Origin of the sequence: Ilumatobacter fluminis (assembly GCF_004364865.1) — a bacterium.
GTDB lineage: Bacteria > Actinomycetota > Acidimicrobiia > Acidimicrobiales > Ilumatobacteraceae > Ilumatobacter > Ilumatobacter fluminis.
Genome location: NZ_SOAU01000001.1, coordinates 3,824,643 through 3,837,587 on the forward strand (window position 1 = coordinate 3,824,643; position 12,945 = coordinate 3,837,587).

The 12,945-nt window shown below is 67.4% G+C and carries 11 protein-coding genes; 5 read left to right on the plus strand and 6 right to left on the minus strand.

The annotated features are described in order from the left end of the window. Positions 1-42: 42 nt before the first annotated feature. Together BDK89_RS17300 and BDK89_RS17305 are read right to left on the minus strand one after the other, a co-directional pair. On the minus strand, positions 43-960 hold the full coding sequence (locus tag BDK89_RS17300; RefSeq protein WP_208294113.1) for an AAA family ATPase: 918 nt from the start codon (positions 958-960) through the stop codon (positions 43-45). Between the two features lie 6 nt (positions 961-966). Beyond that, the gene (locus BDK89_RS17305) at positions 967-2,091 is read right to left on the minus strand and encodes an NDMA-dependent alcohol dehydrogenase (protein WP_133870139.1); all 1,125 of its coding nucleotides are present in this window, start codon (positions 2,089-2,091) and stop codon (positions 967-969) included. Positions 2,092-2,460: 369 nt separating this feature from the next. On the opposite strand from BDK89_RS17305, the gene BDK89_RS17310 reads away from it, so the two are divergent. Together BDK89_RS17310 and BDK89_RS17315 are read left to right on the plus strand one after the other, a co-directional pair. Further along, positions 2,461-2,700, plus strand: a complete 240-nt coding sequence (locus tag BDK89_RS17310; RefSeq protein WP_133870140.1) for a hypothetical protein — start codon at positions 2,461-2,463, stop codon at positions 2,698-2,700. 32 nt (positions 2,701-2,732) lie between these two features. After that, positions 2,733-3,566, plus strand: coding sequence for a PhzF family phenazine biosynthesis protein (locus BDK89_RS17315; protein ID WP_133870141.1), 834 nt, complete (start codon positions 2,733-2,735; stop codon positions 3,564-3,566). A 21-nt stretch (positions 3,567-3,587) separates the two neighbouring features. On the opposite strand, the gene BDK89_RS17320 is transcribed toward BDK89_RS17315, so the two are convergent. Further along, the gene (locus BDK89_RS17320; RefSeq protein WP_133870142.1) at positions 3,588-6,605 is read right to left on the minus strand and encodes a M16 family metallopeptidase; all 3,018 of its coding nucleotides are present in this window, start codon (positions 6,603-6,605) and stop codon (positions 3,588-3,590) included. A gap of 51 nt (positions 6,606-6,656) precedes the next feature. Continuing rightward, the gene (locus tag BDK89_RS17325) at positions 6,657-7,814 is read right to left on the minus strand and encodes an ABC transporter ATP-binding protein (protein WP_133870143.1); all 1,158 of its coding nucleotides are present in this window, start codon (positions 7,812-7,814) and stop codon (positions 6,657-6,659) included. 120 nt (positions 7,815-7,934) lie between these two features. On the opposite strand from BDK89_RS17325, the gene BDK89_RS17330 reads away from it, so the two are divergent. Then, positions 7,935-8,528, plus strand: a complete 594-nt coding sequence (locus tag BDK89_RS17330) for a hypothetical protein (RefSeq protein WP_133870144.1) — start codon at positions 7,935-7,937, stop codon at positions 8,526-8,528. A 37-nt stretch (positions 8,529-8,565) separates the two neighbouring features. After that, entirely contained in the window at positions 8,566-9,750 is a 1,185-nt protein-coding gene (locus tag BDK89_RS17335; RefSeq protein ID WP_133870145.1) for a D-arabinono-1,4-lactone oxidase, read from the plus strand. Between the two features lie 6 nt (positions 9,751-9,756). Here BDK89_RS17335 and BDK89_RS17340 read toward each other — a convergent pair whose 3' ends face one another. Both BDK89_RS17340 and BDK89_RS17345 read right to left on the minus strand, forming a co-directional pair. Further along, positions 9,757-10,287, minus strand: coding sequence for a methylated-DNA--[protein]-cysteine S-methyltransferase (locus tag BDK89_RS17340; protein ID WP_133870146.1), 531 nt, complete (start codon positions 10,285-10,287; stop codon positions 9,757-9,759). Positions 10,288-10,340: 53 nt separating this feature from the next. Beyond that, the gene (locus tag BDK89_RS17345; RefSeq protein WP_133870147.1) at positions 10,341-11,789 is read right to left on the minus strand and encodes an AlkA N-terminal domain-containing protein; all 1,449 of its coding nucleotides are present in this window, start codon (positions 11,787-11,789) and stop codon (positions 10,341-10,343) included. Positions 11,790-12,022: 233 nt separating this feature from the next. Here BDK89_RS17345 and BDK89_RS17350 point away from each other — a divergent pair, with 233 nt between their 5' ends. Continuing rightward, positions 12,023-12,943 (plus strand): carbohydrate ABC transporter permease, encoded by a 921-nt coding sequence (locus BDK89_RS17350; RefSeq protein ID WP_133870148.1) that lies wholly within the window; start codon positions 12,023-12,025, stop codon positions 12,941-12,943. The last annotated feature ends 2 nt before the right edge of the window (positions 12,944-12,945 follow it).

The window sequence follows — 12,945 nt, forward strand, 5'->3', positions numbered from 1 at the left end:
TCCGTTCGTCGGCGGCCGCACCCGTGGCCGCCGGAGGCGGAGCTAGGTCGGAGCCCCCGTCGGGGCGTGGGCTTTTCCCGCGTCGTCGTCGCCGGTCGCGGGCTCCGGCTTCGGCAGGAAGACGTCGCGCCAGAGTTCGGTCACGATGTCTTCTGCAGAGCGTGATGAGCCCTCACGAACCCGGATGCGTCCGGACAGCGCGACGAGCGCCGCGTCGAGCGTGACCGACGGGTCGTCGATCGATGTCGAACGAACGTCGGCGAGGGTCGCGGCCATCGCCACGAGGTCGATGGCGCCGCGGACCGACGATCCCATCCGCAGATCGGGATGGGCACGCGTGCGACGGGTGAGCTCGACCGATCGGTCACCGATGGGGGTCTCGCCGGAGCGACGAGCGGTGATCGACCGCTCTTCGTCGGCCGTCTGGTAGTCGACGGCGAGCCGACACATGCGGTCGTAGATCGCCGACGAGATGCGAGCGGTGCCGACGGCATCGAACGGATTCATCGCCGCGACCAGACGGAAACCGTCGGCGGCGGCGACCCGGCCGAGCCGCGGGACATGGGTCTCTCGTTCGCTCATCACGGTGACGAGCACGTTGAGCGTCTCCTCGGGGACCCGGTTGAGTTCCTCGATGTACAGGAGCGATCCGGCCCGCAACGCCCGGGCGAGCGGGCCGTCGACGAACACGTCGGCGTCGTACCCGTCGGCGAGCACCCGGGCCGGGTCGAAGTGACCGATCAGGCGTGCCGGTGTGAGTTCGGCGTTGCCCTCGACGAACTCGAAGCCGACACCGAGTTCACGGGCGACCTCGCGCAGGAGCGTCGACTTGCCGGTGCCGGGTGGACCCTCGAGCAGGATGTGCCGGTCGGCGGCCAGTGCGGCGACCACGAGTTCGATCTCGCGGCGCCGACCGACGACCGACGCACCCAGGTGCTCGATCAGGTCGTGGGTCGTCACGTGCGATCAGTCGAAGACGATCACGCCGCGGATGTTCTCGCCGTTCCGCATCGCGTCGTAACCCTCGTTGATCTGGTCGAGGGTGTAGGTGCGGGTGATGAGATCGTCGAGGTTGAGCTGCCCCTGGGTGTACAGCTCCATCAACCGCGGGATGTCCTTGCGGATGTTGCCCGAACCGAACAGCGAGCCGACGAGTTGCTTCTCGAACAGGGTCAGGAACGAACCGGGAACGGCGATCGACTGCTCGCTGGTCGGGTGGATGTTGGTGACAACGATCTTCGAGCGCTTGCCGCCGAGGTGGAACGCCTGTCCGAGGGCATCGCCGTCGCCGACGCCCATCGTCATGATGACCTTGTCGAAGCCGCGGCCCCACGTCGACTCGTCGAGCTTGCCCATGGCTTCTTCGATCGAGCTGTAGGTGTGGGTGGCGCCGAACTCGAGCGCCTTCTCACGCTTGAACTCGACCGGGTCGATCGCAGCGACCGCCCGGGCACCCGCCATCTTGGCGCCCTGGACGGCGTTGGCACCGATGCCGCCGATGCCGACGACGGCGACGTAGTCACCGGGTTGCACGTCGGCCGCATAGACCGCCGAACCCCAGCCGGTGACGACACCGCAGCCGAGCAGGCAGGCCTTGTCGAGCGGCCAGTCCTTCTCGATCTTCACGCAGCTCGACTCGTGGACGACCGTGTGCTCGGCGAACGTGCCGAGCAGGCACATCAGGCCGAGATCGAGACCGTCGGCGGTGTGGTGCCGAGAGGTGCCGTCGCCGATCTGCATCCCGGTCGGGAACGCCGCCGAGTTGTCGCACAGGTTCGAGTGGCCTTCGACGCACGACATGCAGCGACCACACGCCGGGACGAAGCCGAACACGACATGGTCGCCGACCTCGAGCCAGTCGACACCGGGCCCGACCTCCTGGACGATGCCGGCACCCTCGTGGCCGCCCACCATCGGCGGGCTCGGTGCTGCGCCGGCGAGATCGCCGGTGACGATGTGCTCGTCGGAGTGGCACATGCCGGACGCGACCAGTTTCACGAGCACTTCGCCCGCCTTCGGCGGATCGAGATCGATCTCCTCGACGCTCCACGGCGCATTGATCTCACGCAGGACGGCAGCACGTGTCTTCATGGTTCGGACCCCCAGGTCGGCTCGAAGATGGTCCGTTCGTGCGAACGGGCGGCTCTGGCACCGCGTCGCGGACGTTAGCCGCCATCCTGGTGGCGTGGACAACCCGGAGGAGATCATCGAACGACTTCGCGAGATGGAGAGCGACGAGCTCCACAATCTCGCCGAGGCGATCCGCCAGGTGCAGATCGAACGGGCGATCACCGGCGGCGATCACGATGCGATCATCGCACGGGCGTTCGAGATCGGCTTCGGCCGCGACGGTCTCGGTGTCCTGCCGTGGCTGGAGGGCGACGTGATCGTGTGCCCCGGTGCCATCATCACCAAGTCGCGCACACCAGTCACCGCTGCCGGTTCATCAGCGTCGACGACGTGTGGGTCTGGGATTGCGGGTTGCTGCTGCGCGAGGACAAACGATCGTCACCGGGCGTCGACGACGGCTTTCGGGCGGTCGCGTTGATCCCGGTGGTCGACGGCACCGAGATCGACGTCGTGTCGGGCCGCGCCCGCAGCGGTGGTCACTCGGTCGAGCACGTGGTGTCGTTCGAGGTCCGGGGCGGCGATCTGGTCGAGGTGAGCCAGCGCGACGTGTCCGGTCGCGACATGCGCTGACGCCGAACCGTCCCGTCTGCGAGGCTGGTCGGATGCATCGCCGTTTCGCCCAACTCGACGTCTTCACCGACGAGCCGCTGTACGGGAACCCGCTGGCCGTCGTGGTCGACGGCGACGGCATGACCGACGACGAGATGGCACGGTTCGCGAACTGGACCAATCTGTCCGAGACGACGTTCCTGGTGCCGCCCACCGATCCGTCCGCCGACTATCGGGTCCGGATCTTCACCACCTCCGGCGAGCTGCCGTTCGCGGGCCATCCGACGATCGGTTCGTGCCGAGCCTGGCTCGATCACGGCGGCGTCCCGGCGACGGCCGGCTCGGTAGTGCAGGAGTGTGGCGTCGGGCTCGTCACGCTCCGAGCCGACGGCGGACGACTCGCGTTCGCCGCACCGCCGCTCCTTCGCTCGGGCACCGTGGAAGCGACGGCCATCGCGGAGATCGAGGCGGCGATCGGCATCGACGTGATCGATGCCGCCTGGGCCGACAACGGACCGGGTTGGATCGCCGTCGAGGTCGCCGATGCGGACGCGGTCCGTTCGATCGAACCCGACTTCCGAGCGGTTCCGCATCTGAAGCTCGGCATCGTCGGTTCGGCCCACGCCGACGACGGCGACTACGACGTCGAGGTGCGTGCGTTCTATCCGGATGGCCGCGTCCACTTCGAAGACCCGGTGACGGGCAGCCTGAACGCCGCGATCGCGATGTGGCTGATGGAACGCGACGCCTCGCTGCAGTCGTATGTGGCCCGGCAGGGCACCGCGCTCGGCCGCGACGGCCGGGTCCACATCGAACGCGGCGACAGCGGCCAGATCTGGGTCGGCGGCGACACCGTGACCCTGATCACGGGCACGGTGTCGGTCTGATCGCGAGCCGGCGTCGGGGCGTCAGCCCCGTGGCGTGACGGTCACCTGGACGAACGCCGTCGTCGGCATGTGCTCGGCGATGTACGCCTGGGCGCTCGCCGCGGTCACGCCGTCGAGCGCGAAGAAGTGCTCGAGGTAGTCGGTGACCGGCTGGCCGCCCGGGTCGAGCGAGTCGTTGATCAGTGCGTCGAGGAACTGACCGTTGTCGACGAAGTTGTACCGCTCCTCGATCTGGGCGAAGGCGTTGGCGAACTCGCCGTCGGTCGGTCCGTTGGTGGCCAGATCATCGAGCTCCGCGACGACCAGCTCGGCGATCTGTCCGATCCGGTCGGGCGACCCGCTGATGTTCACGTAGGTCTCGACGACGGGCTCGGGGTCGGTGGTCGGGTACGTGACGATGTACGGCGAGTAGGTGTCACCGAGCTGTTCGCGGACGACGTCGGTGAGCCGGGCGGAGACGAGCGACGAGACGACGTCGGCGTGCGCCGTCAGCGACGGGCCGAGGCTGTCGACTTCGCTCGTGAACAGCATCGACACCGAGGCGGTGTCGCCCGTTCCGGCGACGACGTCGGTGCGCAGGATGGTGGTCGGCGCTGCCGGCGACACGTCGATCGGCTGCTCGGTCGCTCGCGTGCCCGGCAGGGTGCCGAGATAGCTCGAGGAGAGCTCGATCAACTCGTCGACGTCGAAGTCGCCGCTGAACACGAAGGTCCAGTCGCCCGCGTCGCCGTACCGCTCGTTCCAGACGCGTTCGACACCGTCGATGTCGAGGGTCGCGAACTGCTCGTCGCTCGGCAGCACGGTGTAGCGCAGTTCGTCGTCGTACCGGGTGTCGACGAGGGCGTCGTTCTCGGCGGCGCCCGGGTCGATGCCCGGGTCGGCGACGACCGGCCCTTCGGAGGCGATCAGCTGGTTCACGGCGACCTGATCGACGCGAGGTGCTGTCATGTACAGGTGGAGCAGTTGGAACATCGTCTCGGCGTCGGCAGTCGCCGACGAGCCGAGGAAGTTCTCGGTGTACGGCGACACGAAGGCGCCGACTTCGACATCGGTGCCGGTGAGGATCTGTGAGAGTTCGGCCTGGTTGAACTCGGCGACGCCGCTGGTCGTGACGATGTCGGCGGCGTACAGGGCGTCGACGACGTCGTCGTCGGTCAGGAGGGACGACCCGCCGGGGCTGGAGGCCTGCATGTAGATCTGCCCGGTCACGATCTGGTTCGGGTTCAGCCGGACGCGGACCCCGTTCGGATAGATCAACTCGATCGGGTCGAAGAACGAGTAGCCACCGTCGATCAGCGACTGAATCGACAGTGGTTCGACAGGTTCGGGCTGCGCCATCGGTTCGTCGGGGAGATCGCGCAGCGTGTCGCGCTGGTCGACGGGGCGCGAGCCGGTCGCCGCGACGATCTCGAGGACCTCCGACTCGGTCGGGAGCGCGTCGGCGACCGACTCGGGTGCCGAGATGATCACCTGCGGTGCGGCGTTCGCCCAGCGGGCGTCGAAGCGCGCCGCCAGCGCGTCCGTGGTGATGCCGTCGAGCTCATCGGAGACGATCGCGAATTCGTCGTCGATCGACGGATACGGCGTGCCGCGCAGGAAGTGCTCGACGTACTGGTCGGCGTAGACGACGTCCTGGGTGCTGTCTCGCCCGTCGAATCGGGTCCGGAAGAACGCGGCGACGTTGTCGCGGGCGGTGTCGAGTTCGTCCTGGGTGAAACCGAACTCGGCAGTGCGCTGGTACTCGTCGAGGAGCGATGTCAGGGTGTCGGCGGCGCGATCGGCGTCGGTGAAGGCGTACAGCGCGGGGGCGTCGAGTCCGGTGACGATGCTGTTCGTACCGGGGCTCACGTCGTCGAACGGCGCCGTGCCCTCGGCGACGTCGCGGTCGAGTCGCTGGACCAGGATCGAGAAGATCATCTCGTCGATCAGGTCGGCGCGCAGTGACGCGTCGCCCTCGCTCTCGAACGCCGGGAGCGGCAAGGTGACTTCGACGTCGACCGTCCGCTGATCGGGGTCGAGGTGGAGGCGGACGTCGGCCTCGTCGAAGGTGTCGAACGTGCGGTCGGCCCGCTCCCTGAGCTCGGCCGAGCGGGGTTCGGCGTCACCGAAGATCCGCTCGAGGTCGGCTTCGATCTCGTCGGTGTCGATGTCGCCGACGACGACGATCGCCACGTTGTCCGGGCGATACCAGGCGTCGTAGAACTCGACCAGTTCGTCGGCGTCCATGTTCGAGATCGAATCCGCCGTGCCGATGGGCATCCGACCGTCGTACGGCGTGCCATCGAGGAAGAGATCGGCGGCCTGCTCGAAGAGTCGGCCGTTCGACGTCTGGGTGCGGATGCGCCATTCGTCGAGGACCACGCCGCGCTCGGACTCCACCTGTGCCGGGTCGAACGTCGTGGCCGTGAGCCACTCGTCGAGCACCGTCAGGCCGAGTTCGACCGTCTGCTCGTCGTTCGGCACGACGAGTGAGTACACGGTCTCGTCGTACGACGTGTAGGCGTTGACGTCGGGCCCGAACGACGCCCCGAAGCTGCGGAGCACGTCGATCAGCTCGTTCTCGGGGAACTGTTCGGTGCCGTTGAAGAGCATGTGCTCGGCGAAGTGGGCGAGCCCGGTCGACGGACCGAACTCGTCGGCGGAACCGGCTCGCACCGCCAAGCGGAGATCGGCCTTCGCCCCCGGGTTGTCGTTCTCACGGACGTAGTAGCGGATGCCGTTGTCGAGTTGGCCGGTGACCACGAGCTCGTCGTTCGGGATCGGATCGTCCGACGGATCGAGCAGTCCCGGCAAGGCGACGACCTCGTCGTCGCCTGCGGGTGGCGCCGTGCCGTCGGCGGGCGGCGCGGTGACGTCCGGATCCGCGTCGCCGGCGTCCGGGTCGTCGTCGGGATCAGCGTCCGGATCGTCGTCGGGCGCGACCGACTCGGCGGGGGCCGGATCGGAAACGTCGGCGGTCGTGTCGTCGGTGGTGTCGTCGCCGCTGCACGCGGCGAGCACGAGGCCCGCCGCCACAGCGATGGTCGAGGCGCGGCGCATCCGCCGGACCCTACTCCGGACGAGCCGACCGCAGATCGGTCGATCGACCGATCAGTGGATGGCTTCGCGGGTCTCGAAGTCGAAGAAGTGGAGATTCTCCGTCGAGATCGCGATCGTCGCCATCTCGCCCGGCTTCACCCGAGAACGCGGGTTGAAGCGACCAACGGCGTTCGCACCGCCACCGGTCTCGTCGACCGCGTCGGGGTCACCCGAATCGACCGTCGGAGCATCGATCCCGAAGTGGACCATGATCTCCGACCCGAGCGCCTCGAGCAGCGTCACCTTGGCCTGAATCGTCGGATGCCCATCCTTGTCGAACTCGGCATCCTCGTAGTCCTCGGGACGAATGCCGAGCACGATCTTCTTGCCGTCGTAGTTCCGCAACGACGGACGCTGCTGCAACGACGACGCACTCAACGGCACCGTGAGCGAACCGAGCTGGATCGAACCGGCGTCGCCATCGATCGACAGCGTTGCCTCGAACAGGTTCATCGACGGCGATCCGATGAACGCCGCCACGAACACATTGGCCGGGCGGTCGTACAGATTCTGCGGGGTGTCGACCTGCTGGAGGTAGCCGTCCTTCAGCACCGCCACGCGGTCGCCCATCGTCATCGCCTCGATCTGATCGTGGGTGACGTAAACGGTCGTGACACCGAGTTCGCGCTGCAGCGCCGCGATCTCGGCACGCATCTGCACACGCAGCTTGGCATCGAGGTTCGACAACGGCTCGTCCATCAAGAACGCAGCCGGCTGACGCACGATCGCACGACCCATCGCGACACGCTGGCGCTGACCACCCGACAACTGACCCGGCTTACGATCGAGATTCGCCGTCAACTCCAAGATCTCGGCGGCCTTGCGGACCCGCTGATCGATCTCTTCCTTGGGCACCTTGGCGAGCTTGAGCGCGAACCCGATGTTGTCGTACACCGACATGTGCGGATACAGCGCATAGTTCTGGAACACCATCGCGATGTCGCGATCTTTCGGCTCGACATCGTTGACGACCTTCTCGCCGATCTTCATCTCGCCGCCGGTGATCGACTCCAGTCCGGCGATCATCCGCAAGGCGGTCGACTTGCCACAGCCCGACGGACCCACCAGGACCAGGAACTCCTTGTCCTGGATCTCGAGATCGAGATCGTGAATGGCATGGAAGCCGTTGTCATACACCTTGTTGATGCTGTCGAGTTCGACAGTGGCCATGAGGATCCCTTCGAGGTGGCGAATCTGCAGGGCCGATCGTAACCGCAGCCGCCCGGGCGTGCCAGCTCCCGCCAGGGGTTCGGGACCGAAGTCCCGGAGCCCGGCGGTAGCGTCGAGCGGGTGAATCAGGTCAAGAACCGCCTCCAAGCGCTGGGCCTCGTCGACCGCGCCTTCGCGAACACGACCGACGAGGAGCTGACCGGGGCGATCGACGCCCTCGGCGACGAGCACCGGTCGGCACTCGACGAACTGGTCAAGGGTGAAGCCGACGCCGCCACCGTGCGCGAGGCCGTGACCCACGGCCGGATGGACGGCACGATGGAGAGCATCGCCCTCGTCGTGACCGACGCCTGTCTCGCCGATTGCATCGAACAGCTCGGCGACAACGCCGACTACCCGTCGAGCGATCAGCTCCGCGAGGTGCTGCCGGGTCTCGTCGACACACACGGTCTCGGGATCGCACGGCTGATGCTCGCCTCCACCGTGGCCGGTGAGGCACCGGCATCGTCGATCATCCGCGATCTGCTGAAGCACGACGACCTGGTGAAGCTGCCGCCGGCCGAGGAGAAGCAGATCTCCCCGATGATCCGCAAGCCGAAGGTCGACGACGCCGAGCGCGAGGCCATCAAGGCCAAGCGCAAGGAGCTGAAGAAGCAGAAGCAGGAAGAGGCTCGCGCCCGGCGCGAGCAGTCGCAGCGCGACCGCACCCGCTGACCCGACCCGCTCCCCCGCCGTTCGGTACGCTCCGGGCGTGACTGGGGGGTCGAATGGGTGGTCGAACTGGTCGGGGCGTTCCCGGAGCGAGCAGGCAGAGGTTCGCTTCGTCCGCAGCATCGACGACGTCGCGGCGACGGTCGCCGACGCCACCGCACGTGGCCGCACGGTTCGCGTCGCCGGTTCCGGGCACTCTCACTTCCCGCTGGTGCCGACCGACGACGTCGTGCTCGACATCTCCGGCTTGAGCGGCGTGATCGGGGTCGATACCGATCGCCTCGTGGCGTCGGTGTACGGCGGTACGACGATCGCAGCACTGGGCCGACCGCTGCACGACGCCGGTGTCGCCGTCCCCAATCAGGGCGACATCGATCGTCAGACGATCGCCGGTGCGACGGCGACCGGAACCCACGGCACCGGTCGCACGTTGGGCAATCTGTCGACCCGGGTGGCCGGACTGACCCTCGTCACCGCCGACGGCACCGTGGTGCACGCCTCCGAGCAGGAACAGCCGGCGTTGTGGAGAGCGGCACGGCTCGGACTGGGCGCATTCGGCGTCGTCGTCGAACTCGATCTGGCGGTCGTACCGGCGTTCCGGCTGGCCGAATCGGCCTTCCCGTCGACCTACGACGACCTCCGGCCCGAGATCGACCGGCTGGTGCACGAGCACCGCCACGCCGAGTTCTTCTGGTATCCGCAGTCGGACCGGGCGTTCGTGAAGATCATCGACGAGACCGACGAACCGGCGAGCTACCCGCTCGCCGACGAGGGTGCCCGTGTCGGCTGGAACTACGAGGTGTTGCCGAACCACCGCCCGCGAGTGCACACCGAGATGGAGTTCGCCGTGCCGTACGACCGGTCGCTCGATTGCCTCGACGAGATCCGGGAGCTGGTCACGGCCCGGTTCCCCGAGGTGAAGATGCCGGTCGAATACCGCACCGTCGCCGCCGACGACGTCTGGTTGTCGCCCGCCTACGAACGCGACACGGCGACGATCTCGGTGCACCGCTTGATCGAGTTCGACGACCGGCCGTACTTCGATGCCTGCGAGGAGGTGTTCCGCCGCTACGACGGACGCCCGCACTGGGGCAAGATGCACGCCTTCTCCGGTGCCGATCTCGCCGGCGTCCACCATCGCTGGACCGAGTGGTGGTCGCAGCGAGATGCCGTCGACCCGACCGGCACCTTCCTCAACGACGTGTTGCGATCGTGGCGGCTCTGAACGACGTCAGGCGCCGGCCCGAACGCGGAACTCGTGGTCGAGCAACCAGGCCTTGTTGTCGATCCCACCGGCGAAACCGGTGAGCTTGCCGTCGGCGCCGACGACGCGGTGACACGGAACCACGATCGGGATCGGATTCTTGCCGTTGGCGGCGCCGACGGCCCGCATCTTGTTCCGATCGCCCATCCGGACCGCTTGCTCGCCATAGGTGATGGTCTCGCCGAACGGGATCGCCGCGAGCTGTTCCCACGCCTGACGCTGGAAGTCGGTCCCGATCGGTTCGAGCGGGAGATCGAAATCGGTGCGGGTGCCGGCGAAGTACTCGTCGAGCTGTGCGATCGCTGCGGCGAGGACCGGATGGCTCGAGATGTCGTCGCACGGCACCACGTCGCCGAGTGACCGGTCGACCGGGTTGTGGGCATCGGGGTGCCGATCGTCGGATTCGGTGTCCCACCGGATCGCGACGACCGCGGTGTCGTTGGCGACGACGGTGAGGGTGCCGACCGGCGAGGACATGGTGGCGGATCGATTCGTCATGGGCAGGGGCTCCTGGCTGGTCGTGTCGGGACGGATAGATGTGGTGTCGAGCGTCATGTCGGGGGTGTCCAGACGGTCGCCCAGAGGTGGTGCATGGCGTAGGTGCGCCAGGGCCGCCATCGGTCGGCGGCGGCGACGTCGAGACCGTTCGCCTCGAGCGCCCGTCGGACGACCAGATCGCCTGGGAGGAAGACGTCGGGGTCACCGAGACCGCGCATCGCGACCGTTTCGGCGGTCCACGGTCCGATGCCCGTGTAGCTGCACAGTTCGTCGACGACGGCTCGCCGATCGTCGCCGTGATCGATCACGAGATCACCGTCGGCCACCGCCTCGGCCACCGATCGGAGGGTGCGCTTGCGGGCCATGGGGATGGGCAGGGCATCGGGCGGTGCTGCCGCGAGTCGGTCCATCGTCGGGAACACGTGGGTCAGGACGTCGTGTTCGACGGCGAGCGGTTCGCCGATCGCCGCGACGATCCGGCCCGTCACGGTGCGGGCGCCGGCGACACTCACCTGCTGCCCGATGATCGTGCGGGCCAACACCTCGTACGGGTCGACACCGCCGGGCACCCGCAACCCCGGGTTGCGTTCGATCTGCGGCCGGAGGATCGGATCGGCACCGAGGATCTCGTCGATCGCGACCGGATCGGCGTCGAGATCGAGCAGGCGACGGACCCGACCGACGGCCGGGGCGAGATCGCGCCAGTCGGTGAGCCGGAACTCGGCACGGACGTCGCCGACGTGGTCGAGGGTGATGTCGACGGTGCCGTGACCGTTCGGGAGCGCGAGTGATCGGGCATAGCGTTCGCCGTCCCACGCTTCGACACCGGGCACGGCGTGTCCGCCGACGAATGCGAGCAGGGTGCCGCCGGCGAACGGTCGGCGGACCGGCAACCGGACGGAGACACCACCGGCGGTTCCGCTCCGGTGTCGGGTTCGGCTCCGCAGTTCGGTGGGCGACGACGCATAGACCTCGCGGACGGTGTCGTTGAACTGGCGGATACTGCCGAATCCGGCGGCGAACGCGACATCGGTCATCGACAGATCGGTCGTTTCGATCAGGGTGCGGGCCGTCTGCGCCCGCTGTGCACGGGCCAGTGACAGCGGGCCGGCGCCGAGTTCGGATGTCAGCAGGCGGTTGAGATGGCGTTCGCTGTACCCGAGACGATCGGCGAGGCCGGCGACACCGTCGCGATCGACGACGCCGTCACCGATCAGCCGCATGGCACGGGCGACCACATCGCCGCGCACGTTCCACTCGGGCGACCCGGGTGCCGCATCGGGCCGGCAGCGCTTGCACGCCCGGAATCCGAGTTGCTGTGCGGCGGCGGCGGTGCGATGGAACTCGACGTTGGCACGCTTCGGGGTGATCGCCGGGCAGCTCGGTCGACAGTAGATGCCGGTGGTGCGGACGGCGACGTAGAACCAACCGTCGAACCGCTCGTCGCGACTCTGCGAGGCGAGATAGCAGCGGTCTGGGTCGAGCACGGTGCCGTCGAACATGGGTGTCATCCTCGTCCACCCGAGACCGACACTCAGGCGGGAATCGGACACCACGATACGCCGTCCGATTCCCGCCACTCGCCCACGCACCCCGCCGCCACCCCGACCAATGCGTGAACAAACTGCGGAATAGTTCCGCAGTTCGTTCACGCCTTGGGACGTTCATCGGGGGTTTGCCGAGTGTTTCCGACGTCACTGGTGGCGATCTCGCGGGTGGTTCTACGCTGCTGGTCATGACGAACCGGGTCTTCGAGCGCCGCCGTTGGCGGCAACTCCCGGTTGCACTGGCACTGCTCGCACCATCGGCGATCATCCTCGGCGCCTTCATCGTCTATCCCCTGGTGAAGGCGGTGTTCCTCGGCACCGAACGTTGCAACTCGACCGGTACTCGCTGCATCGAAGGTGGTTGGGACCAGTACGCCGACACCTTCCGATCGACCGAGTTCCAGCACGCGCTGTGGGTGACGACACAGTTCGCACTCGTCACGGTGCCACTCGGTCTGGCATTCGGGATCGGTCTCGCCGTGCTCGCACACAAGCACCTGTCGGGTGTCGGTGTGTTCCGGGCGATCTTCTCCTCCACGGTCGCCACCTCGGTCGCGGTGGCCAGTCTGATGTGGTTGTTCCTCCTCCAACCGAGTGTCGGTGTGCTCTCGAACATCGGCTGGATCGCCGATGCGTTCCCGGTGATCAAGCAACCGGGTCTGCTCAACGATCCGGGAACGGCGCTGTGGTCGGTGGCGCTGTCGAGTGTGTGGGCCAATCTCGGCTTCACCTTCATCATCATCACCGCCGGTCTGCAGGGCATCCCCGACGATCTCTACGAGGCAGCGGCACTCGACGGCGCCGGCGGGACGCGTCGATTCTGGAAGATCACGCTGCCGCTCCTCGGTCCGTCGCTGCTCTTCGTCCTGATCGTGCTCACCACACGCGCGTTCCAGGCGTACGGCGAGATCGATCTCCTCACCGAGGGCGGGCCTCGACCCGACGATTCGACGACGACGATCACGTACCTCACCTACGGCCGGAACTCGATCATGGCGACCGACCAGGGTCTTCAGGCAACGACCGCCGTGCTGTTGTTCGTCGTCCTGCTCGGATTGTCGTTCCTGCAACTCTGGTCGCTCGGTAGGCGGGTGCACTATGGCGACTGAAC

Coding starts and splice junctions, on each gene's coding strand:
- BDK89_RS17350 (WP_133870148.1), top strand. CDS start 12,023: ATGACGAACCGGGTCTTCGAGCGCCGCCGTTGGCGGCAACTCCCGGTT.
- BDK89_RS17340 (WP_133870146.1), bottom strand. CDS start 10,287: ATGACGAATCGATCCGCCACCATGTCCTCGCCGGTCGGCACCCTCACC.
- BDK89_RS17345 (WP_133870147.1), bottom strand. CDS start 11,789: ATGTTCGACGGCACCGTGCTCGACCCAGACCGCTGCTATCTCGCCTCG.
- BDK89_RS17315 (WP_133870141.1), top strand. CDS start 2,733: ATGCATCGCCGTTTCGCCCAACTCGACGTCTTCACCGACGAGCCGCTG.
- BDK89_RS17325 (WP_133870143.1), bottom strand. CDS start 7,814: ATGGCCACTGTCGAACTCGACAGCATCAACAAGGTGTATGACAACGGC.
- BDK89_RS17320 (WP_133870142.1), bottom strand. CDS start 6,605: ATGCGCCGCGCCTCGACCATCGCTGTGGCGGCGGGCCTCGTGCTCGCC.
- BDK89_RS17305 (WP_133870139.1), bottom strand. CDS start 2,091: ATGAAGACACGTGCTGCCGTCCTGCGTGAGATCAATGCGCCGTGGAGC.